This is a genomic window from Sporosarcina sp. P13 (assembly GCF_002743055.1).
Lineage (GTDB): Bacteria > Bacillota > Bacilli > Bacillales_A > Planococcaceae > Sporosarcina.
In genome coordinates, this window is the sequence record NZ_PDYM01000009.1 from 65,932 (window position 1) to 89,484 (window position 23,553).

The 23,553-nt window shown below is 41.1% G+C and carries 21 protein-coding genes; 13 read left to right on the top strand and 8 right to left on the bottom strand.

All coding sequences use genetic code 11. From position 1 onward, the window contains the following. Window positions 1–108: 108 nt before the first annotated feature. Window positions 109–1,017, bottom strand: a complete 909-nt coding sequence (locus CSV79_RS06690) for an accessory Sec system S-layer assembly protein (RefSeq protein WP_099688268.1) — start codon at window positions 1,015–1,017, stop codon at window positions 109–111. Then, entirely contained in the window at window positions 1,014–3,383 is a 2,370-nt protein-coding gene (gene secA2, locus CSV79_RS06695) for an accessory Sec system translocase SecA2 (protein WP_099688269.1), read from the bottom strand. The genes CSV79_RS06690 and secA2 overlap by 4 nt, the downstream gene beginning before the upstream one ends. Window positions 3,384–3,673: 290 nt before the next feature. Between secA2 and CSV79_RS06700 the strand changes: the two genes are divergently transcribed. Next, the gene (locus CSV79_RS06700; protein ID WP_099688270.1) at window positions 3,674–4,717 is read left to right on the top strand and encodes a glycosyltransferase family 4 protein; all 1,044 of its coding nucleotides are present in this window, start codon (window positions 3,674–3,676) and stop codon (window positions 4,715–4,717) included. A gap of 516 nt (window positions 4,718–5,233) precedes the next feature. Here the strand turns inward: CSV79_RS06700 and CSV79_RS06705 are convergent. Together CSV79_RS06705 and CSV79_RS06710 are read right to left on the bottom strand one after the other, a co-directional pair. Then, the gene (locus CSV79_RS06705; RefSeq protein WP_099688271.1) at window positions 5,234–6,265 is read right to left on the bottom strand and encodes an LCP family protein; all 1,032 of its coding nucleotides are present in this window, start codon (window positions 6,263–6,265) and stop codon (window positions 5,234–5,236) included. Window positions 6,266–6,454: 189 nt separating this feature from the next. Next, window positions 6,455–7,087 (bottom strand): YigZ family protein, encoded by a 633-nt coding sequence (locus CSV79_RS06710; protein ID WP_099688272.1) that lies wholly within the window; start codon window positions 7,085–7,087, stop codon window positions 6,455–6,457. Window positions 7,088–7,237: 150 nt separating this feature from the next. On the opposite strand from CSV79_RS06710, the gene CSV79_RS06715 reads away from it, so the two are divergent. The 4 genes from CSV79_RS06715 (at window position 7,238) to CSV79_RS06730 (ending at window position 10,250) form a co-directional block, all read left to right on the top strand. Further along, window positions 7,238–8,386, top strand: coding sequence for a sensor histidine kinase (locus tag CSV79_RS06715; RefSeq protein ID WP_199171882.1), 1,149 nt, complete (start codon window positions 7,238–7,240; stop codon window positions 8,384–8,386). 28 nt (window positions 8,387–8,414) lie between these two features. Then, window positions 8,415–9,095 carry a response regulator gene (locus tag CSV79_RS06720; protein WP_099688273.1) on the top strand — a complete coding sequence of 227 codons (681 nt, stop codon included), beginning with the start codon at window positions 8,415–8,417 and terminating at the stop codon, window positions 9,093–9,095. A 59-nt stretch (window positions 9,096–9,154) separates the two neighbouring features. Continuing rightward, window positions 9,155–9,730, top strand: a complete 576-nt coding sequence (locus CSV79_RS06725) for a nuclear transport factor 2 family protein (RefSeq protein ID WP_099688274.1) — start codon at window positions 9,155–9,157, stop codon at window positions 9,728–9,730. A 142-nt stretch (window positions 9,731–9,872) separates the two neighbouring features. Continuing rightward, complete coding sequence (locus tag CSV79_RS06730) at window positions 9,873–10,250, top strand: YhjD family protein (protein ID WP_099688275.1); 378 nt, start codon at window positions 9,873–9,875, stop codon at window positions 10,248–10,250. Here the strand turns inward: CSV79_RS06730 and CSV79_RS06735 are convergent. The 3 genes from CSV79_RS06735 to CSV79_RS06745 all read right to left on the bottom strand — a co-directional run bounded on the left by CSV79_RS06735 (window position 10,213) and on the right by CSV79_RS06745 (window position 12,732). Further along, entirely contained in the window at window positions 10,213–10,749 is a 537-nt protein-coding gene (locus CSV79_RS06735) for a competence protein ComK (RefSeq protein WP_099688276.1), read from the bottom strand. The genes CSV79_RS06730 and CSV79_RS06735 overlap by 38 nt on opposite strands. Before the next feature lie 174 nt (window positions 10,750–10,923). After that, a complete protein-coding gene (locus tag CSV79_RS06740) occupies window positions 10,924–12,087 on the bottom strand; it encodes a M20 family metallopeptidase (protein WP_099688277.1) in 1,164 nt (387 codons plus the stop codon). Window positions 12,088–12,222: 135 nt separating this feature from the next. Beyond that, complete coding sequence (locus CSV79_RS06745; RefSeq protein WP_099688278.1) at window positions 12,223–12,732, bottom strand: antibiotic biosynthesis monooxygenase family protein; 510 nt, start codon at window positions 12,730–12,732, stop codon at window positions 12,223–12,225. A 263-nt stretch (window positions 12,733–12,995) separates the two neighbouring features. Here CSV79_RS06745 and hemE point away from each other — a divergent pair, with 263 nt between their 5' ends. From hemE to hemY, 3 genes are read left to right on the top strand one after another with little or no spacing between them, the layout of a single operon-like run. Then, window positions 12,996–14,039, top strand: coding sequence for a uroporphyrinogen decarboxylase (hemE, locus tag CSV79_RS06750; RefSeq protein ID WP_099688279.1), 1,044 nt, complete (start codon window positions 12,996–12,998; stop codon window positions 14,037–14,039). Window positions 14,040–14,062: 23 nt separating this feature from the next. After that, window positions 14,063–14,998, top strand: coding sequence for a ferrochelatase (hemH, locus tag CSV79_RS06755; RefSeq protein WP_099688280.1), 936 nt, complete (start codon window positions 14,063–14,065; stop codon window positions 14,996–14,998). Window positions 14,999–15,026: 28 nt separating this feature from the next. Next, the gene (gene hemY, locus CSV79_RS06760; protein WP_099688281.1) at window positions 15,027–16,442 is read left to right on the top strand and encodes a protoporphyrinogen oxidase; all 1,416 of its coding nucleotides are present in this window, start codon (window positions 15,027–15,029) and stop codon (window positions 16,440–16,442) included. A gap of 705 nt (window positions 16,443–17,147) precedes the next feature. Here the strand turns inward: hemY and yhfH are convergent. Beyond that, entirely contained in the window at window positions 17,148–17,273 is a 126-nt protein-coding gene (gene yhfH, locus CSV79_RS06765) for a protein YhfH (protein ID WP_099688282.1), read from the bottom strand. Between the two features lie 209 nt (window positions 17,274–17,482). Between yhfH and lplA the strand changes: the two genes are divergently transcribed. The 5 genes from lplA (at window position 17,483) to CSV79_RS06790 (ending at window position 22,943) form a co-directional block, all read left to right on the top strand. Beyond that, a complete protein-coding gene (gene lplA / locus CSV79_RS06770; protein ID WP_099688283.1) occupies window positions 17,483–18,475 on the top strand; it encodes a lipoate--protein ligase in 993 nt (330 codons plus the stop codon). Window positions 18,476–18,556: 81 nt separating this feature from the next. Continuing rightward, window positions 18,557–19,255, top strand: a complete 699-nt coding sequence (locus CSV79_RS06775; RefSeq protein WP_369824931.1) for a winged helix-turn-helix domain-containing protein — start codon at window positions 18,557–18,559, stop codon at window positions 19,253–19,255. Continuing rightward, window positions 19,255–20,277 carry a sensor histidine kinase gene (locus tag CSV79_RS06780; protein ID WP_099688285.1) on the top strand — a complete coding sequence of 341 codons (1,023 nt, stop codon included), beginning with the start codon at window positions 19,255–19,257 and terminating at the stop codon, window positions 20,275–20,277. The genes CSV79_RS06775 and CSV79_RS06780 overlap by 1 nt, the downstream gene beginning before the upstream one ends. Beyond that, window positions 20,258–21,037 (top strand): ABC transporter ATP-binding protein, encoded by a 780-nt coding sequence (locus tag CSV79_RS06785; protein WP_099688286.1) that lies wholly within the window; start codon window positions 20,258–20,260, stop codon window positions 21,035–21,037. The genes CSV79_RS06780 and CSV79_RS06785 overlap by 20 nt, the downstream gene beginning before the upstream one ends. Continuing rightward, window positions 21,009–22,943 (top strand): ABC transporter permease, encoded by a 1,935-nt coding sequence (locus CSV79_RS06790; protein ID WP_099688287.1) that lies wholly within the window; start codon window positions 21,009–21,011, stop codon window positions 22,941–22,943. Before CSV79_RS06785 ends, CSV79_RS06790 begins: the two co-directional genes overlap by 29 nt. Window positions 22,944–23,553: the final 610 nt, after the last annotated feature.

Here is a 23,553-nt window from a genome sequence, read left to right on the forward strand (position 1 = left end):
ACATTACTAGAAAATAGACCGTTCCCATGCGATCCAAAAGGCACGCTTGAGCCACCTCGTCGCTAGTGTCCTTCATCCATTTTTGAGGTTTTGTCCCAGTTTCTTGTGTTAGTTTGTTGAATCCTGTGGGACACGGATGGTCCATTGTGTGAAATCTAGTTGTTCTTTTAGGATTAATTCCTTTGGATATATGAATGTCCAAGGCATTGTGCTGTTTGCATTCACTGAAAGTGGGGGATTTAGGTCAAATGTGCCCCGCGCTACTAGTTCTCCAGCTGCATCAAGTAATTCAAGCGGTAACTTCTCAATATTGAGTTGCTTTGAGTGACCGTTACGGACAAACACGGATGCGGAAATGTTTCCATCTTGTTGTGTTTGTATTTGGAAACCAGCGATATTTACTTCGCCTGGCTTTAATTTCGGTAGACCGCTCACTATTTCTGCCAAAGCTTCTTTTTGCTTAGTAGGTAGCTGCTCTTCCCATGCAGGTGCAAGTTCTAACTGGTGGGGCTTCAAGGATTGTACATTGAACGCTAGTTTCCAGTTTTCTGTAGGAATGTCTGTTGCCAGTTGATCTTTCTTTTCGAAGACGAATACCCATGGACGGGCACTACGCGCAGGAATTTCGCCTAGTTCATTTAAATCGAACTCGGCTGAAGCGGCAGTATTACCTTCGTTATCTAGTAGTAATAACTCGATTGGACCTACTGTGATTGCTTGGTCAAGTGAAGAACGGAAAAATGCTTTTACTAACCAGCTACCGTTTGCAGGTTCGCTATCAATATCGATACCTGATAAAGAGATTTGGTTTGGTTTTAATGGATCTATTTCATTTGCAAGGAAACGAAAAACGTATTCTTGCTCTTGTGTCAGATTCCATTCTGGGTGAAGGGATAGCGCTGTTTCGATATCTTCGTCACCAGCAACACTTTGTGTATTTTCCAAAATTTCTTCGGATCCAACGGTACTGTCTAATCCGGTTTTATTAGTCTTTTTAAATAGATTGAAGAGTTTCATTGGGAAACCCCCTCCTGTAGTTGTGAAGTTTGTTGCTTCATGAATACGATAATTTCAGACGCGATATCGCGGCGTAGACGTTGGAAATGCTGAGCGAATAACTGTAAGCCTTCCCGCTGATAGATACGCATCGGATCTTCTTGTCCATAAGAACGCAATCCGATTCCTTCTTTTAGACGAGTCATTACTTCTAAATGCTTGACCCACATCGTGTCTAGGTAGCTCAGCATGACTTGTGGGAGTAGTTGAGTTACTTGTTCATTATCAGTGAATGAGTCGATAAATGCAAACAACTCTTCCAAGCTATCGTCGTATTGTTTCATAATATCTTTAGTGCGTTCCAAAGACTTTGGTAGCTCGACAGGAGTTAGCAATAGGGCGTTCATCGTACGTTCGATTCGGTCGAAATCCCAGTTGTCCGGAATCTCATTTTCTGGACAACTATCTAGTACAACGAATTCTACTGTTTCTGAAAGCATTGTCTTTAGCTTGCCGAAAATATCTTTTCCTTCTAGTACGCGATTGCGCAATGAATAGATAACTTCTCGCTGATCATTGATGACGTCATCGAGCTTCAAATTATACTCACGCATAGAGAAGTGTGCACCTTCAACAATTCGCTGCGTACGTTCCGTCAGTTCATGTACTTCAGAATTCAATACTTTTCCGTTTTCATCAGTACGAACTTTTGTCAGGAACTTTTCTAGTTCTTCAGGAGAAAAACGAATATACATCTCGTCTTCCAATGAAAGATAGAATTGACTTTCCCCGTGGTCACCTTGTCGACCTGAACGACCGCGTAATTGATTGTCTATTCGGCGGCTCTCGTGCTTTTCAGTACCTAATACGAATAATCCGCCATTTTCTACCACACCTTCACCGAGCACGATATCGGTTCCGCGACCTGCCATGTTAGTAGCGACAGTAATATGTCCGGGTTGTCCTGCTTGTGAAATTAAGTCTACTTCTTGCTCCACGCTTTTGGCGTTTAGTAAGTGGAAGTTTAGTCCTTCTTCACGTAGGTGTTTAGCTACTGCTTCAGATTGTAAAATTGATGTTGTTCCTACTAAAACAGGTTGCCCATTTGCGTGGCGTGCCGCAACTTCTTTCGCTACTGCCTTGTATTTATCTTCAGTCGTTTTGAAGACTAAATCTGTTGCGTCAATACGTGCACGCGGACGGTTCGTTGGAATTTGAATGACTTCCATATTATACACTTCACGAAATTCCTTATCTTGCGTTTTGGCAGTACCCGTCATACCGCAAAGTTTTGGATACATACGGAAATAGTTTTGAATTGTAATTTGCGCTTGTGCTTTATTTTCATCTGTAATCGGTACACCTTCTTTAGCTTCGATTGCTTGGTGCAAACCGTCCGATAACGTTCTACCTTCCATGATTCGCCCGGTGAACATATCGACAAGCTCGATTTTATCCTCTCGCACGATATAATCGACATCGCGTGTAAAGATCACGAATGCGCGAACAGCTTGGATTACATAATGGTAAAGTGTTTGGTGTTGAAGATCATATAGGTTATCGATGCCAAATGCTTTCTCCACTTTTTCAATACCTTGTTCTGTAAGGGAAGTAGCTTTCGTTGCATCGTCAAATTCAAAATCATCACCCTTTTTAAAGCGTTTCGCAAGACGAGCGGATATATGATGTAAATCAGCATCTGCTTGCATCTTACCAGCGACGATTAACGGTGTTTTTGCTTCATCAATCAAGACGCTGTCTACCTCATCTATAATCGCAAAATGATACGGTCGCTGAACTTTCTGAGAAGGATGCTGAACCATATTGTCACGTAAATAGTCAAAACCAAATTCTGTCCCGACACCGTATGTAATGTCTGATTGATAGGCTGCTTGCTTCGCAGGTCCTTGCATCATCGGTACATTCAATCCGACAGTCAAACCAAGAAAACGGTGAATTTGCCCAATTTGTTCATAGTCACGCTTTGCTAAGTAATCATTGACTGTAATAACGTGTACACCTTTACCTTCTAGTGCTCGTACATAAGAGGGGAGGGACGCAACGAGAGTTTTCCCTTCGCCAGTAGGCATTTCTGAAATATTACCTTCCGTTAATACGGCGCCACCGATTAACTGCACATCGAAATGGCGCATACCAAGAACCCGCTTAGAAGCTTCTCGCACAACCGCGAAAGCATCTGGCAAGATATTCTCGACCGTTGCGCCGTTTTGTAATTGTTCTTTGAATTGCTCGGTCATTCCCGACAAATCATCATCCGACATGGCGATATATGTAGGCTCTAGTGAATTAATCCGCTCTACGATTTTACGATATTTACGTAGCTGACGTTCACTAGTCCCAGTTTTACGCTTAAAAAAATTCAACATAAATTAGACGCTCCTTTTAAATCTCTAACTCAATGAGAGATTCCTATCCATTTTACCAAAAAGCCTTATAAAAGACTATCCATAGAATAAAGCTTGTACATACCATCAAGTGAAACTAAAAGTTGTGGAGCATTTGATTCGTTAAAAAGTAGAAATCATAGAAGTGTCATAGTTTATGCACATTCAATTAAGGGGATGTAAAGAGTGAGTGTCCTTAATGATGAAATCTAGTATCATCCGTGTTATAATGGAAAGCAATATGAACTTATTGCTAATTGGGGAGGAAAGACATGTTATTCATCGCAATGTCTGTAGCTTTTATCGCTGCTATCATACTAACACCGCTTGTCATCAAGCTCGCTTATCGGATCGGTGCGGTTGACCGTCCCAATTATCGAAAAGTACATGCGAGAATTATGCCTAGAATCGGCGGACTAGCAATTTTTGGTGCGTTTATTATTGGATATGCTATTTTATTGCCTAAAGACGAGCACGCAGTTGGTATTTTGGTCGGTGCGGCATTAATCGTTTTGATTGGCTTTTTAGATGATATGTTAGAAATTACAGCGAAAGCAAAATTATCGGGTCAATTAGTAGCGGCTTTAGTCGTTGTGTTATGGGGCGGTTTACAAATTGAGTTTATCAATTTGCCGTTTATCGGACAATTAGACTTTGGTTATTTAAGTATTCCTATCACAATTATCTGGATCATAGGTATTACAAATGCCATTAACTTGATCGACGGATTAGATGGTTTAGCGGCAGGGGTTTCCACAATTGCGTTGATTGCTATTACAGTAATGGCGGCGCTCATGGGTGATTTCTTTGTTGCAGCTACAGCGTCTATATTAGCGGCGAGTTCGCTCGGATTCTTAATCTTCAACTTTCATCCGGCGAAAATTTTTATGGGCGATACCGGATCACTGTTCCTTGGGTTCATGATTTCCGTTCTAGCATTGCTTGGTTTTAAGAACGTCGCAGTTGTATCATTAGTTATTCCAATTATTATGTTAGGTGTACCGATTTCTGATACATTCTTTGCAATTGTTAGGCGTGTACGAATGAAGCAGTCCATAACAGCGGCTGATAAGTCACATTTACATCATTGTTTACTACGTGTAGGTTTTTCGCATAGACAAGCTGTATTAACGATTTACGGAATCGCAATTTTGTTTGGTGCAGCAGCGGTTCTATTCTCTCAAGCGACGGTTTGGGGAGCATTGCTACTCATTTTCGTTATGCTTATTGTCATCGAGCTGTTTGTCGAACTTATTGGTTTGGCAGGCGCAAATTATCGTCCGTTATTGAATTTAGTTCGAATGATTGGAAAATAACTATATAAAGCTCTTATCTGCCATATGCGGATAAGAGCTTTTTGATTATAGATAAATGGGACTTAAACAGCGGTTTGGGATTGAATGCAAAGATGTGCTTCCAACGCTACGCTTATGTGCGCAAAAGCCGTTCTACGTTACGGATCTCGCTACAGAGGGGGACGCGTTCCGGAGGGCGCTACTTGAGCCTCCTCGTCCGCTAACGCTACTTGCGGGGTCTCAAGGTTCGCGCTGATCCTCCCGGAGTCGCCCCCTCTTTCGCTCCAATCCTACTGACAGACTATAGGTACTCTTAGAGTTCATTGTAGTTATCAAGCGACTTAGTGTCTGTTCTCTATTATTTTAAGTTCAAATGAAAAACCTCATTATAAATCTGAACATTCCACTTACTAACTTCAGGAAAAGACACCAGTGAAACGCAGCGTAAAGGTATTCTATCTACTCACCCAAATTACTTTGCCGATAAAAGAAAAGAGCTCTTATCCACAAAAAAACGGATAAGAGCTCTAAGTAAGTTTATTGATGGGCTAATTCGGATGCGGTTTGAGTTGTGTTTAATTCGGTTAAAGAAGAGGAGTCGGGGATCAATCCGAGATGTGACTTTAGGATTTGTCTTGTCTCTTCCAAGTTCCGTTCATCCAGTTTGTAATAGTAAATACCTGTCGACATATCATCATAGCCACTAAGTGTTAGTGTATCTACTTCAGGCATACCGGTTTTGACATACTCTATGAAAGAAAGCATTTGTTTGGAGGTCATGTCCGTCTTCATATTCTCACCAAGCGCATTGATTACATCGCTGTATTTAGTAAGGGACTTGATTGACGTAGCTTCCTTAATCATCGCCTGGAGAATCATTTGCTGACGTTTGCCACGCTCGATGTCGCTGTCAAGTTTACGTGTTCTTGCTAAAGCTAGTGTATGACGCCCGTCTAATCGTTGAAGACCTGGCATTAAGTGTATCGCATTGTTATCATTTTCATCTTTTTCGATGCGCTCATAGGGGACTTCAACTTCCACTCCGCCAAGTGCATCAACAACGTCGATAAATGCATTGAAGTTCATCTTAATATAATAGTTGATTGGAATATCGAATAAACTTTCTACTGTATCAATCGAAGCAGCAGTTCCACCGAAAGCGTGCGCATGTGCAATTTTATCTCTATAATTTACTCTTGGAATGTAGACATAAGAATCGCGGGGAATACTGACTAGTTTTACGCTCTTAGCTTTCGGGTTCAATGTGGCTACAATCAATGCATCGGATCTACCATGGCCTTCCATTTGGTGGCGTGCTTCACTTTCGTCAACACCAACTAACAGAATGGATATTTTGTCCTTTGCTGGCTCCACATGCAGTTCTTGTGGTTCTTTTTGAGCGAGAGGCGCGTACGAACGGTCTAATACTGCCACGGTTTGATTGTGTAGTTTAAATAGATAGGCTGTGGCGCCTATTGCTGCTATTAGAAAGGTGAATGCAGATATTTTCAAGAAGCGCTTAGTTTTTGCCCAAGATGCCTTCTTCTTTTTATATTCTTCTCTTTTCATTTTATACCTCCAAGGTGTACGGCACGAAAAGCCGCCAATGGCGAGTCAAGCAAAAGTAAGCCGTGACTTGCCAAAATAGGAAGGTGTTCCTACTTCTTCCGTTACACGTTTAATTGAAAAAATAGCGTATCAATAGTAAGTTGCACCTTTATCTATTATAACTGTTTTTCGAACTGACGTATAGTTATATCAAATGGCAAACTCTAGAAACTCATGACATACTTGCGTAACAATAACTTGCCCGTTAGTAAGTTCCATAATCCATTCAGTAAAAGTTATGTCATCTTCCACAGGAACATATAAAAACAGTTCGACGTCCTCCTCATAGACAATTTCTTTTAATGGGTAAACAGATTGTCGTACTTCATTTTCAACTTTACCGAGCCATGTATAATCAATGGTGACTTTTGTCAATGCATGCAATTTTCTTTCTACAACACCTGTTGCTGCAATTCCTTCTGAAGCAGCTTTACCATAGGCGCGAATCAATCCACCACCGCCAAGTTTAATGCCACCGAAGTAACGTGTAACGACGATGACAGTGTCCTTTAACTGTTGCTTTTTCAGGACCTCCAATATGGGAACGCCAGCTGTGCCTGAAGGTTCCCCGTCGTCATTGGCTTTTTGAATCTGGTCGTGTTCACCAATTATATAAGCAGAGCAATTATGTGTCGCTGTATGATGATCTTTTTTAATTTCTTGAATGAAGTCCATCGCATCTTGTTCTGTCTCAACTCGTTTAACAAATGAAAGAAAACGGGATTTTTGAATCACGAATTCACTTTCGCCATAAATTTGTACTGTTTTATAATTTGCTCGCATTTGTCGAACCCCCTACATTTGTAATATACTTATAATACTTTTACATCATTGTGATGATATACTGTTAGTAGAAGTGTATAAGTAATTAGGCTAAACTGCAATGCTGCTCACTTCGCATATTTTACATAGACAGGTGCGGGAGGGAGTAATTTGAACGAGAAGGCGATAGACATCCAACAAATGGAAAATATCTTTAGCGATATGGTAAATGTGATGGATCGGTCGAAAACTGACATATTTTTAATTAGTGAACAAAGCCGCCAAAGTTTTGAAGAAATGCAAAAAGAGTTAGTGGAAGTGAAAGAAAGCATTTCGCATGTCATAACGGAAGGCGACTATTTAGAAGATATGTCACGCCACTCTAGAAAACGCTTGGCAAACGTGTCGAAGGATTTCATAAATTACAGCGAAGATGAAGTGAAGCGGGCTTATAGTGTTGCAAATGATTTGCTTGTACGCGTCTCGATCAATAAAATGGAAGAAAAGCAGTTGCGGGAGAGACGAGATGAACTGGAACGCCGGCTTGCGATGCTACTCTCGACAATTGAAAGAGCTGATCAACTTGTTAATCAAGTAACTACTGTGATTACTTACTTAACATCGGATTTGAAAAATGTAAGTGCAGCTCTTGAAACGGCTCGTCATAAACAAGACTTTGCTATTCAAATTATTCAAGCTCAAGAAGAAGAGCGAAAGCGACTGTCACGTGATATTCACGATGGACCCGCACAAATGTTAGCGAATGTGTTGTTGCGTTCTGGCTTGATTGAGAAGATATTTGTACAACATAGCCCGGACAAAGCCTTACAGGAACTGTCTTATCTAAAAGAGATGGTAAGGGGAGCATTATCGGAAGTGCGACGTATTATTTATGATCTTCGTCCGATGGCTTTAGATGATTTAGGGCTTGTTCCGACATTACGGAAGTATTTATCAACCATTAGTGAATATAAGGCACCGCTAACCATCCATTTTCATAGCAATGGAGCTGAAAGAAGATTCAATTCCAATTTTGAAGTGGGGATTTTTCGACTTATACAGGAATCTGTGAATAACTCTATCAAACATGCGAAAACAGATGAAATCTGGGTGAAAATTGAGTGGTTGCGCGATACTGTAAATATACTCGTTAAAGACAAAGGCTGCGGTTTTGATACAAAAGAAGTAAAAGAAAAATCATTTGGTTTGATTGGGATGCAGGAGCGTGTGGATTTATTAAAAGGAGACATGAATGTAATTTCGAAAATTGGAGAAGGCACATCGCTTCTTTTACGAATACCGCTAGATGAAGAACTGTAAGTGACGTATACATTGGGAGGAATAGAATATGGTAACAACAAAAATTTTAATCGTAGATGATCATCAGTTATTCCGAGAAGGTGTAAAACGAATTTTGGATTTTGAAGATTCGTTTAACGTAGTAGCTGAAGGTGACGATGGAAGTGAAGTACTTGAAGTGTATCGTCAGTGCGAGCCGGACGTCGTTCTTATGGATATTAATATGCCGCGTATGAATGGTATCGATGCTACAGAGCAGTTAGTGAATGAATACCCAGATGCAAAAGTGATCATGCTCTCTATTCATGATGACGAATCTTATGTGACACATGCGTTGAAGACAGGTGCACTTGGTTATATGTTGAAAGAGATGGATGCTGATGCAATTGTACAAGCTATTAAAGTAGTAGCAAATGGTGGGTCGTATTTGCACCCGAAAGTGACGCATAACCTCGTATCTGAATTCCGTCGTTTGAGTGAAAGAGAACATAAAGGATCATTCCAACAAAACGATATCCGTCGTCCACTTCATTTATTGACGAAGCGTGAATGTGAAGTATTACAGTTATTGACAGATGGCCAGAGTAACCGAACAATCGGTGAAACGCTATTCATTTCAGAAAAGACCGTGAAAAACCACGTCTCTAGTATACTACAGAAGATGAATGTGAATGACCGCACACAAGCAGTCGTTACAGCAATCAAAAATGGTTGGGTAGAAGTTAAATAAAACAAAATGAAAAGGTCTTTTAAAATTGAAAGGCCTTTTTCTCTATGTGGGAGGAAATTATGAAAAAGAAATTAGCAGCCGCATCAATTGCTTTGGCTTTAGTTTTAGGTGCATGTAATAATTCAGAAGATACAAATCCAAATGATGTCGATAACGGAGAAGCAACTCCTGGAAATGGAGTAATTGATCATGGTGTGGATGACAATAAAGTAGGGTTCAGTATGTCGGGCGATCAAGTCGAAGAAGCAGCAGGTGTTCCGGGTGAAGAACGCGAGGCTATACTAGCGACATTTAATAAATATATTGAGACGTTTAACAATCAGGACATCGACGGTTATCTCGCGACATTATCCAACGAAAAATACGATCTCGAAGAAGAACGTGTAGTTTTAGAAGATATATTCAAATCGGCATCTGTAAAACGTGAGGCTGATAATGAAACCATTGTGAAATATAATGAAAAAGAAGCACAATTATTCACTACAATAAAAACGACATTTACTGACCTGAAAAGCGGCGTAGAGAATGCACCAGAAGGACGTCAAGTGACTGTCTTTAGTAAAGAAGGCGGTCAATGGAAAGTCTTTTCTATTTACTTTATCGGTGACGAATCGGGAAACGAACCTAAAAACTAATGAAAGTTCCAGCAAATACGCTGGAGCTTTTTTATGTAGAAAAATGAAAAAAGTTTACCATACTACAGATGCTTGCATTTTTAACTATATAGAATTATAATTTGTGTAAGAACACTTGTTCCTACCCGAGGAGGTGACCTACATGCCTTTCCTTCCCAATGAGGCATTACCCTATATGGAGAACTATATATACTTACCAATGCTACTAACCATTCTAGAACGAGACCGAAGTATTCTACAGCAAGTTCCATTGAAACTAAAAAGTCCATACTTTCATTTATTGGATGAAACGATGGATGCCGTAACGATTGATCTACAAAAAACAGCGAACTATTTACGGCAACGTAATATGAAAGTGGTTCGTCAAGCGACAGACGAATTATTTACGGAGTATCTATTCTTGCACAATGGCTATGAAGAGACACGCCGCTATTTGAATGTACGTTTACGTAATCGTACCGAAGAGCTGTTAAATCAATATCTTAGGAAATTGGAGCGTCAGAATTTTTACGATCCATAATCATATAATAGGAACTTCTTAATTCTTCTTGGGTATTGTCAAATTGTAACGACAGTATGTGTGACAGTGCCAATTGACGGTAAACAGTTGCCATCGAAGTATCCAATGGCATATGCGTATCATTTTTCAATACAACAGAGACGCCATTTTTACATTGATGTGTATCTTTCACTGCATGATAAGCAACCCACGAATTTTTATGTAGTGTTGGTGACAGTAAAGGAAAGAATAACAGCGGTCGATTATATAAATGTGTTAGCATGATTGGCGGCTTTGGACGATTTTTTAAATCATTTTTTGAACTGTTAATAATCGAATCAAAGTTCGTACGATAATGAGCGCAAGAGTCTTTCATAATTTCTAAAGGCGTTTTTTCGACAATGAATGTGCGATTGTTTTCTACAACTTTTGTATAGAATGGATTTGAATGTTGTCCATGAAGTAATGCAAAAGTATGAAACGTAACGATATAAGAAGACAAATTCTGCTGATTTACCACAGCGTTCCCTCCCTAGTAATAGGACGATATACTCGTTTTATTAATTATATGACAGAATAAGCTAAAATCAATAATAAAAATGAGAAAATATAAAATATTCTATTAAATAGTTCATATTCTTTCAATTATAATTTTAAAAAGCCACCGACAAAATGTGCTGTCGGTGGCTTCAGATCACTTCTGATATTCAATTGCGGCTACACCAAGTGTTTTGGCCGCTGCAATCATTGCTTTTTCATCAATGTCGAAACGTGGATGGTGATGAGGGAAAGCATCTGTTGGTTTAGCGCCTGTGAAGAAGAATGTGCCAGGCACTTTTTCCAAGTAATACGCGAAATCTTCTCCGCCCATCTGTGGTTGCATTTCCTCTACACCTTTTAGATCAGGAATAGATTCTGCAACCGTTTTTAGGAATTCTGTTTCTTTTTCATGATTAATGACTGCGGGATAGCCTCGGAAATACTCTACTTCAATCTGACAATCATTTGTGATTGCTGTACCTTCTGCTACGCGCTTAATTTCCCGCTCCATCAAATCACGGTTTTCTGGTGTGAATGTACGCACCGTGCCACCTAAAACTGCTTGGTCCGCGATAACGTTGAACGCATTATCTGCAACGAAAGAGCCGACTGATAATACAGCTGATTCGATTGGATCTACACGTCTGGAAACGATTTGTTGTAAGTTCATGACTAACTGCGAACCGATAACGACCGCATCTTTTGTTTGCTGAGGAGAAGCACCATGTCCACCAGCACCTTGTATTTTAATCGAGAAGCGGTCAGCTGCGGCCATAACCGGACCCGCTGCATAGTAAATGACCCCTGTATCATAAAGTGACCAAAGATGCGTACCGAAAATCACATCTACTCCGTCAAGACAGCCATCTTCAATCATTGCAATCGCGCCACCTGGAGCCATTTCTTCAGCGTGTTGATGGATGAAAACATATTCACCGGCTAAGTCTTCGCGCATTTCATTTAGTGCTTTTGCTAGTTGCAGAAGTGTTGCTGTATGACCATCATGTCCGCAAGCATGCATGACACCAGGTACTTTAGAAGCGTACGGTGTGTCTTTTTGATCTTGTATAGGTAGCGCGTCAAAGTCCGCACGCATTGCCACGGTTTTCCCGGGCTTACTACCTTTTACGCGTGCAACTACACCGTTACCGCCGACACCTGTTCGAATATCGATTCCCAATTGTTTATAAAAATCCGCAATGTACGCAGCGGTTTTTTCTTCTTTAAATGAAACTTCTGGATTCATATGCAAATAGCGTCGAATCTCTACCATATCGTCATAAGATTGTTCTAACTTCTTGAATAATCGATCTTTCATTAAAATAACCCCTTCCAGACTAAGAATCCACATGTGAAACACAGTGTTTATTATAACAAGTAGAGTGAAGGGTCGCAAATTTCGAAATCCGAAGTTTTAGATAAAAGTACGAAAAAAAGGTTTGACGTGTAATCGTCAAACCTCCTCAGTCGGTGTCTTGTAAGTCGCGGTATAAGGTGCACTTGCGAAAATGTGTAGAGTCGAGCCGCCTTGATCCTTGAAATCATTCGGATTAGATAGTTTATATCCCGGTGAGTTACGCCATAAATTGTATAAGCGTTTATCCGTCCATTCCGTCAAAATAATATACGTATCAGAACCAATGGGGCGTAATAGACGGAAAGCGATGAAGCCAGGGATGCTTTGAAGTTTTTCGCCCATCTCTTTGTAACGATGTTCGAAAATCGGTTTACCTTCATCCGTTACTGCGACGTTGTCTAGCGCAAAGTATCCAGGTTCTGTCAGGCTACCAAATGTACCTACTACTTCATATTTACGTGGTGTTTGGAACACGGATTTGCCATTCGTTTCATGTAACAAAAGCGTGTGACCGCCACCGTTCATTAAAAATATAGATTCATTCACATGCTTATCTTTGACCTTTTCCATAAAATCGATAGTTCCAGTCGTTATATAAATATTCATCGATACTTCCTCCTTTGGCTAGTAACAACTATTTTACATTCTATAGTAATTAGTTCCCTAAAATTACTCGAATCAAACACTGAGATAGCTAGTTTAAAGTAAATCATTGTCTAAACCATGGCAGGTTAGGAGGTAAACCAAGCACAAAATTATGACAAAGTCGCAATTCGCTATACATTGACTAATCAACCGTTTATTATGAGTAACGTATATCTTCTTAACAACTGTAAAGCATAAAATTATGGAAAGAGGAATCGGTGAAAATGACAACATTTAATGATACGTTATTGCGTGCAGCAAGAGGCGAGGAAATTGAGCACACACCTGTGTGGTTCATGCGTCAAGCGGGACGTTCACAACCAGAATATCGGAAAATTAAAGAGAAATACTCCTTGGAAGAAATCACACATCAACCTGAATTATGTGCTTATGTAACAAAGCTACCTGTTGATCAGTATGATGTAGATGCAGCTATTTTATATAAAGATATTGTAACACCATTAGTTGGAATCGGAGTGGACGTAAAGATTAAAGCGGGCGTGGGTCCAGTAATCTCTAATCCTATTCGTTCCGTTGCAGATATTGAAAAGCTAGGCGAGTTTTCAGCGGAAGAACAAGTTCCCTACGTTTTGGAAACAATCAAAATCCTAACGAAAGAACAATTGAATGTTCCGCTGATTGGTTTTGCTGGAGCGCCTTTCACACTTGCGAGTTATATGATTGAAGGCGGACCGTCGAGAAGTTATAATTTGACAAAATCATTTATGGTTTCTGAACCACAGGCTTGGTTTGCGTTAATGGATAAATTAGGGGATATGACGATTGCATATATCCAAGCACAAGTAGCAGCGGGTGCTAAAGCTGTGCAAATCTTTGACTCATGGGTAGGAGCGTTACACGTTTCAGACTACAGAATTTTCATCAAACCAACGATGACACGTATCTTCTCTGAACTTCGTAAGCTAAACGTCCCGTTGATTACATTTGGTGTAGGGGCAAGCCACTTAGCAAATGAATGGCATGACCTTCCAGTAGACGTAGTCGGATTGGATTGGCGTTTATCTATTAAAGAAGCAGGGGAACGTGGTCTTACAAAGACGCTTCAAGGAAACCTGGATCCAACGCTGTTACTTGCAGATTGGTCAGTTATTGAAGAACGTGCGAAGCGTATTGTCGAAGAAGGCGTTGAACACGGCAGCCATATCTTTAACTTAGGACATGGTGTCTTCCCAGAAGTACAGCCTGCGACATTGAAACGCTTGACAGCTTTTGTACACGAATACAGTGCACAATTACGCGCAAAATAAAAATCGACCTTGAGGTGAACATGATGACGAAAAAGAAAATGGGTTTACTCGTAATGGCTTACGGAACACCTTACTCCTATGAGGATTTAGAGCCATATTACACGCATATTAGAAGAGGCCGTCCACCAGCACCAGAACAGCTGGAGGATCTACGTAATCGCTATGAAGCGATCGGTGGTATCTCTCCGCTTGCCCGCATTACAGAAGATCAAGCATATGCATTAGGTAATCGTTTAAACGAAATACAAGACGACATCGAATTCAATGTTTATATCGGTTTAAAACATATTGCGCCATTTGTTGAAGATGCTGTACAAGCAATGGAAAATGACGGTATTAAAGAAGCGGTATCTATCGTATTAGCACCGCATTTCTCTACATTCTCAGTAAAATCCTATAACGGCCGCGCGAAAGAAGAAGCGGACAAGCATGGTATTTCTTTGACTTCTGTGGAAAGTTGGTACAAGCAACCTAAGTTCATCGACTATTGGTCCAATCAATTGCGTCAAACATATGATGCAATGGACGAAGCAGAACGTGAAAATACATGTCTTATCGTTTCAGCGCATTCATTGCCTGAAAAGATTTTAGCAAACGGTGATCCGTACGCAGATCAACTGAAAGAAACGGCGGAGTTGATCACAGAAGCAGCGGGTGTAAAAACGTATGCACTAGGTTGGCAAAGTGAAGGACAAACACCAGATCCTTGGTTAGGACCAGACGTACAAGATCTAACACGTGAATTACATGAAACAAAAGGCTACCAATCATTTGTCTATACGCCAGTAGGCTTCGTTTCCGATCACTTGGAAGTGTTATACGACAATGATTATGAGTGTAAAGTCGTTTGTGACGATATCGGTGCGGTCTACCATAGACCAGCTATGCCGAATACTGATCCATTATTTGTAGATGCAATGGCAGACGCTGTACTTGATCAGTTGAAAGAATCGATTTAAATTTGGAAGGATCGGAGTGACGGAGGACATGAGCGAACGAAAAAAAGTAGTCATTATCGGTGGAGGCATCACTGGGCTCTCGTCAGCGTATTATATGCAAAAAGAAGCCCGTGAGCATGGACTTCCTCTAGATATCACCTTAATAGAAGCATCTACTGAACTAGGTGGGAAAATCCAAACAGTCCATCGAGACGGCTATGTGATCGAACGTGGCCCCGACTCCTTTTTAATACGCAAGAAAAGTGTGGATCAATTGGCTAGTGATTTGGGAATAGCGGATCAGCTTGTTAGAAATGCGACAGGCCAAGCCTATATTTTATTGCATGGTAAAATGCATCCTATTCCAGCAGGCGCTGTGATGGGGATTCCAACCGAAATTAAACCATTTATCACGTCGGGGCTATTTAGCTTAAGCGGCAAGTTACGAGCAGCGGGTGATTTTGTCCTTCCGCGTTCTGGAGTAACGGGCGATCAGTCACTTGGTAAATTTTTCAGACGACGCTTCGGTACAGAAGTGGTGGAAAATCTAATCGAGCCGTTGCTGTCGGGTGTTTATGCCGGTGATATTGAACATATGAGCTTAGAATCAACATTCCCACAGTTTTATGAGGTGGAAAAAAACTATCGAAGCTTAATTTTGGGCATGAAAAAAACAACGCCTAAACAGTTGCCGCAAAAAAATAGCCATAGTTCAAAGAAAATGGGTGCGTTCCATACATTCAAAAATGGCTTGGAGTCCGTGGTAGATGCACTCGAAAAGCAACTTGATCAAGTAGACGTCATGAAAGGTACGCGCGTAGTCAAAATCAACAAGCAAGGTGAGCGTGCAATTCTAACTTTAAGTGATCAGCAGCAAATTGACGCAGATGCTGTTATTTTGGCGACAAGCCATACAGTGGCGCGGCAATTATTTGAGTCGCACGGACTGCTTAAGGAATTAGGAACAATACCGATGACGTCTGTTGCTACAGTAGCACTCGGCTTTCCTAAAGATGCGATAAAACGTGAAATTGATGGTACCGGCTTCTTAGTTCCGCGCAGTAGTAATCACTCGATTACGGCTTGTACATTAGTCGATCGAAAATGGCCGACAACGACTCCTGATGATAAAGTGTTGGTCAGAGCATTCGTTGGACGTGTTGGGGAAGAGGCAATTGTTGATTTGCCTGACAGCGATATTGAGAAAATTGTGCTAAAAGACTTGCGGGAGATTCTGGATATTCAAGGTGAGCCAGAGTTCTGTATTATTACACGCTGGAAAGATGACCGGCCGCAGTATCGGGTGGGTCATAAAGAGAAAGTACTTAGAGCTAAAGAAGAACTCCGGCAACAATACCCTATGATTCAACTAGCAGGCGCTTCCTATAACGGAGTCGGCCTGCCGGACTGTATCAATCAGGGAGTCGACGCTATGGAGAACGTCTTGAAACAGCTATTCAAATAAAAAAGGTTCAAGCAGCCAGTGTATATGGTTGCTTGAGCTTTTTAAATTGTAGACTAAAGTAAGTTAGAAGGTGAGGGAATGCCGTTTCGCTGCGTTTCAGGCGGACGCGTGTCTTAAGGGAGCGCGGTGAACCACACCTTAAATCCGATGCTCCTAACGCTTCGCTTTTACTCGCAAAAGCCGTTCTTCGTTACGGCTTTCGCTACGCTCTGGGTGTTTCACCTGTCCCGCTGATCCTCCCAGAGTCGCCGCCTTACACTCCGCTTCACTAGATATTTCCCTGAAGATAGCAAGTGGATATTCAGCTTTCGACTTTGTCTTTTCATTTGGACTTAAAAAGGTAAAGATGCAACACTAAGTCACTTAAAAACTACAATGAAATCTAAATGTACCTGTAATATATTTATGGGATTGAAGCGTAAGAGGCGGCGACACCGAGAGGATCAGCGTGCGCCTTGAGACCCTGGACTGAGCGCAGCGATGGAAGCGGCTCAAGCCACGCCCTCCGGAAAGCGTCCGCCTCTGTAGCTTCAATCCCGGACCACGCACCATGTATTCATTTCTACGTACTATCTATTTCCTACAAGCAAAACAGTTCAAGTAGCCATTCTAATCGGCTACTTGAACTGTTTTTGTCTAGCGACTATCTATTTTTAAACATAAAAAAAAGCGAATATATGCATATCCGCCGAATGAAAGGTTAATTTATTTTACGTTACAGTGATCACATTGATTTGAGTAGCACTCATGCTGCTCTTCGATTTCGTTTCCGCATGACACACAAACCTTTGCCGGCAAGTTCTTGAAGAATTCTACGATGCTCTCTACCATAATAATCAATCCCCTTTTGTTTGTTGTTGTATAACTCCTTGATCTATTTATAGTGTATTATAACAGTGCGTAAAAGTCAACACTCCATCTGTATTTCTGTTAAAATGGCTTTAAGCCTTTCATGACGCGCTTTACATGGGTTTTGAACGTTCTAAATTGAGAGAATTAACTAAAAATAATGTGACAAAATTGTGAGGAGAGAGAAAAATATGCAGTTTATCGACAATAAAGGGATTACAGATCCACGAATTAACTTAGCGATTGAGGAGTATGCGTTAAAAACAATGGATATCGATAAGGATTCTTATTTGCTGTTCTATATCAATGAACCATCTATCATCATCGGTAAAAACCAAAACACGATTGAAGAAATAAATACAGAGTTCGTGGATCGCGAAGGTATTCATGTAGTTCGTCGCTTATCTGGTGGTGGGGCGGTCTATCACGATCAAGGAAACTTGAATTTCAGCTTTATTACAAAAGATGATGGCGATTCATTCCGCAACTTCAAGAAGTTCACAGAGCCTGTCACAGATGCTTTGGCGAAGATGGGTGTCAAAGCTGAACTACTAGGACGCAATGATATTTTAATCGATGGACGTAAAGTTTCGGGTAATGCACAATTCGCGACGGGCGACCGCATGTTTAGTCACGGTACATTATTGTTTGATACAGATATGGAAGGTGTCGTGAACTCGCTGAAAGTAAAGAAAGACAAGATTGAGTCTAAAGGGATTAAATCCATTCGTAGCAGAGTAGCGAATATATCAGAGTTTCTAGAACAACCCATCTCGATTGAACAGTTCAGACAAGAAATCTTGAATTCGATATTCGATGGTGAAGAGAATATTCAATACAAGGAATTAACAGAAGAAGATTGGAAGAACATCCACGAGCTATCCGCTGCACGTTATGGCAATTGGGACTGGAATTATGGACGCTCACCGAAATTCAACGTACAACAATCCAAGCGTTTTCCGGTGGGTGGCATAGATGTTCGTTTGCATGTTGAAAAAGGTAGTATCGAGGCTATTCATATTTATGGGGATTTCTTTGGTGTTGGGGAAGTAGCGGAAATAGAAAAACGATTGATTGGCGTAAAATATGAACGCCAAGCGATTACAGATGCACTCGAATCAATGGATGTAGAGAAGATTTTAGGTGGCATTCAACTGGATGAATTTGTTGGATTAATCTACTAAGTGTGAAGCGCGTGTCTTGCGAGGCATGCGCTTTTTTTCAAATACGCTTATACTACATACAATAGGAAGTGAGGGATTGTAGTGAAACGTCGAATTTTCATTGTGGAAGATGATCAGAAGATTGCGCAATTGCTGGCGGGCACGCTGGAGAAGTATCAGTATGAAGTGGCAGTGATCGAAGACTTTGATCGGGTAGTGGAAGAATGTGTAGCTTATAACCCACATTTAGTATTGCTCGATATTAACTTGCCGATTTATGATGGCTATTATTGGTGTAGACAATTGCGGCAACATACAATGTGTCCAATTATTTTCATCTCCGCACGTTCGGGAGATATGGATCAAGTATTTGCACTTGAAAATGGTGGCGATGATTTTATCACAAAACCTTTTCATTATGAAATTGTACTAGCAAAAATTAAAAGTCACTTGCGTCGATCCGTGGGAGAATATTCGCCCAATCAATCAGAACGAGTGATTGTGTCTGGTGATTTGACGCTTTATATAGAACGAATGACCTTGCAAAAAGGGGAGGAAGAGATTCCCCTTCAGAAAAAGGAATGTGTCATTTTAGAATTGCTAATGGGGGAGTCACCGAAAGTTGTTTCAAGAGAACGCCTTCTAGAAGAATTATGGGATGATCAATCGTTTGTAGATGAAAATACCCTCAATGTAAACATGGCGCGTGTACGTAAAAAGTTAACGGATTATGATGTCAATTCGTGGATTGAAACTGTGCGCGGTGCTGGCTATAGATTCGTGCCGGAGTCGGAGGGATAATGAAGGCGTTCATGCTGTTTTTAAGAGAACATGTGTCATTTATGCTGTTTCAACTCGGACTTGTCCTATTCATCTTGCTACTATATTGGCTTGACGGTTTCCGCAATCCAAACACAGCTATTTATTCTGTCGCGATGAGCGTGTTGCTGACAGCGGGCTATTTGACTAGCAAGTTCATTATGCGACGGTCATTTTATGCAAAAATTATTGAAAAACCAAAGAAGATGGAAGAAGCACTCATTCGTCATGTATTGACACCAGAACATCGGAAAACGACAGAATTCACTCGTGAGTTGTACCGTTTGTATCAGCATGAAGTTCAGACGCTATATAATGTGCAACATCGCCATCTACAATTTATGAATCAGTGGGTCCATCAAATGAAAACACCGATTTCTGTTATCAATTTATTGTTGCAGGAAGACGAAGTGGATAAGAAGAGTATTAGCCAAGAAGTAGAGCGCATCCAGACAGGTCTTGAAATCGTCCTAGTCAATGCACGGCTCGAAACGTTTGAAGATGATATGCAGATTGAGCGACTGCCGCTAAAAATGATTCTACAAGAAGTGTTTAATGAAAATAAGCGTCTCATTATCGCGAAAGGCCTTTTTCCTGTGTTAACTGTCGATGAACAGTTGACCGTTGCAACAGACCGTAAATGGATTAAGTTTATGCTCAATCAATTTATCACGAATGCGGTAAAATATACGTTTGAAAAAGGTAAGAAAATATATGTAACCGCAGAACAAAAGCCAGAAGGACTACTGCTTGAAATAACGGATGAAGGAATCGGTATACCCGCATCTGACTTGCATCGTGTGACGAAAGCGTTCTTCACAGGAGAAAACGGCAGATTAACCGGTGAATCTACTGGGATGGGCTTATATATCGCGTCCGAAGTCTGTCAGCGTCTTGGCCATAAGCTAACGATTTCGTCAAAACTAGGCGAAGGTACAACAATCAAGCTATTATTTACAGATGGAGAGGCAGGTGAACAGCCAAATGAAGAAACCAATCGTTAAAATGGAAGATGTTACGAAAATTTACGAAGGCAAAGTGATGCATCGCGCATTGACTCAGTTGGATTTTGACGTCCAAGAAGGGGAGTTCGTAGCCATCATGGGACCTTCGGGGAGCGGCAAGACGACGTTGCTGAATTTATTGATGGCGACGGATATACCAACATACGGCAAGATCGTCATTGGTGGGGTCGAGCCGGAAACGCTTAGTCAAAACGAAATTGCTTTGTTTCGCAGACGTCAGATCGGCTTCGTCTTTCAAGAAATTAATCTTCTGCAAATGCTAACGGTGGAAGAAAATTTGGTGTTGCCACTCACTCTTGATGGACTTCCTATTGAAGAAATGAAGGACAGAGTACAAGATATGGCGAAGAAATTGCATCTGGAAGAAATTTTAGAACGCCGACCGGATGAATTATCAGGTGGACAAGCGCAGCGTACAGCGATCGGACGTGCGTTGATTCATCAGCCGACAATTGTTCTAGCGGATGAACCAACAGGAAATTTGGATTCGAAATCTGCAAAAGATGTGTTGGAATTACTTGAACATATCAACTTACATGAACGGACGACAATTATTATGGTCACGCATGATCCGATTGCTGCAAGTTATTGTGATCGCGTGTTGTTCATTAAAGACGGTGAGTTTTTCAATGAAATTTATAAAGATGAACGTAGGCAAACTTTCTTCCAGCGTATTTTGAATGTGCTGTCATTACTTGGAGGGAATGTGAATGACTTTTCGACAGTTCGCTTACCGTAATGTTTTACGAAATCGAAGGGTATACGCAGCATTTTTCATGGCGAGTGTGTTTTCGGTCATGGTGTTCTTTTTGTACTCGATGTTACTGTTTCATCCGTCGATTGAAAATACGTTCTTACAAGAAATTTCATCACTTGGAATGGGGATAGCGGAAGTTATACTTTTTATCTTCACGTTATTTTTCCTATTCTATTCGATGCGATCTTTCTTGCAAGCGCGTTCTAGAGAATTTGGTGTGTTGTTGTTACTCGGTATGGCAAGACGGCAATTGCATCGACTTATTTTCATCGAGACGATGTTACTTGGTTTTGCTTCAATCATAACAGGAATCTTCATCGGCTTTATGTTCTCGAAGTTTTTCTTTATGATTGTCAAAGCGATTGTGCAAATCCCGGTGTTGCCGCTTTATTTGTCATGGAAACCGTTCGCCTTGACGATTGGTGCTTTCCTAAGTTTATTTGCAATCATTTCTTATATAGCACCTGTCTTTATCCAACAAGGGAAAATTTCAGACTTACTGCATGGTGATATGGCCGTAGAATCGGTCTATACGTATTCAAAAAGTCGCGGTATATTTGGCGTCAGTTTATTGCTTCTCGCATATATTATGGCCACATTCGTTTCGCGCTCTAGTATTATTAGTCTGTTCTTTTTACTACCGCCCCTTATAACATTTGGTACGTATTATTTCTTTACGGATACATTACCACTTATTTTACATGCGTTACGCAGACAAAAGCAGTTTTTTTGGCGTGATTACTGGATGATTTCGATTTCCGAAAGCATTGTACGACTGAAAGAAAATGCACGGATGTTCTTCATCGTAACAATCGTTTCGACGATCGCGTTTATGTCAGTTGGTATTCTTGCATCTTTGACATCATTTGCTTCCCAATACCGTGAAGTGAATCCACTGGGGCTAGTGTATAAAAGTTTTCCGCATAATGAGTACGAGTATCGTCACATTGCACAACTGACGACAGAATTAGAACAGCAAGATATCGACTATTGGGCTGTACGATTTCGCGTGCTACAACAACAATCGTCCTATACAAAAAACAGAGTCAATATTGTGAAATTGGCAGATTTAAATGAACTTGCTATGTCATTTGGCGAAAAGCCGCTTCAGCTAGAACAAGGACATGCATTGTTCTTGCCGGCTAGTGCTTCGGATGCAAGTAAATTAGCAAAAAGGTTTGTGCATACGGAGCTAGCGGAAAGTAACATGTCACTGGAAATCAAAGGGATTTATCCCTATCGGCTATTTCCACCAAATGCGCTCGGACTTAATACAATTGTAGTGAATCATTTAGATTTTGATCGAGTAGTAGAACAATCCGCTCAGCGTTCGTTAGCGTTTACTTACTATGCATTCAATATTGAAAAATGGCAAGAGACGAAGGATATTGGTTTATCAATCAATTCACAAGTGCTCGCAAGTATTGTATTAGAGAACAAATCGCCTGTTCGTTTCGAGTTTGAGAATCCGGGTCTGAATTATTCACATATTCGCATGACGTTTTCGTTGCTACTGTTTATAGGTCTGTTGCTAGCGGGCGTATTTTTCCTTGCGTCAGGTAGTTTTATCTACTTTAGGCTGTACACGTCACTTAGCCATGATCGCAAGCAGTATGCGGTGTTACAACGGATCGGGATGACGGATCGGGAGTTTAAGAAAATCGTCAATCGCCAGCTCATCCCGCAGTTTTTCTTCCCGTGGGGTGTGTCATTCATCCACAGTGTTTTTGCGTTTTTGTCGCTGCAGGTGATCTGGGACGCATTGGCTGAGATCTCGATTGTGAAGGAGCTAACGCTAGTTCTGCTGGGCTTCACAGTCATGCAGATCTTCTACTTCTACCTAATCCGCTGGCGCTACATCTCACATATTAAGGCACCTACTTCTTGAAGAAGTGGGTGTTTTTAGTTTGTGAATTTTTTGTATCCTTGGGGAGGTGGAAGGTATACCGTTACGCTGCGTTCCAGGCGGACGCGTTCCCGAGGGCCCGCGGTGAGCCAACCGGTCGCAAGCTCCCCTGGTCGTCTCACCTGTCGGGCTGATCCTCCGGGAGTCGCCGCCTTACACTTCGCTTCACTGGTGTCTTTTCCTTAAGTGAACAAGTGGAAGGTTCAGCTTTGTACTTAGTGTTTTCACTTGAATTTAAAAAGGTGAAGAATAGATATTAAGTCACACAAACACTACAAGGCAGTCTAAAATTACTTGTAGTCTAAGTGTGGGATTGGGGCGGAAGAGGTGGCGACTCCTGGGGGATTAGCACGCGCCTTGAGACCCCGCAGGGAGCGAAGCGAACGAGGAGGCTTAAGGCCGTGCCCCCCGGAAAGCGTCCACCTCTGTAGCTCCAATCCTGGACCACTCATCAGGTATTACCTTCAGCTTGCTATTGTTGTTCTTTATCCAATCAGTTCACAAAACTTTCGGAAAACTATTGCCAAATAAATACTTTGTCAGTATAATGAACGAAATACTGAATGGCTACTCATTCATTGGAATAGGAGAT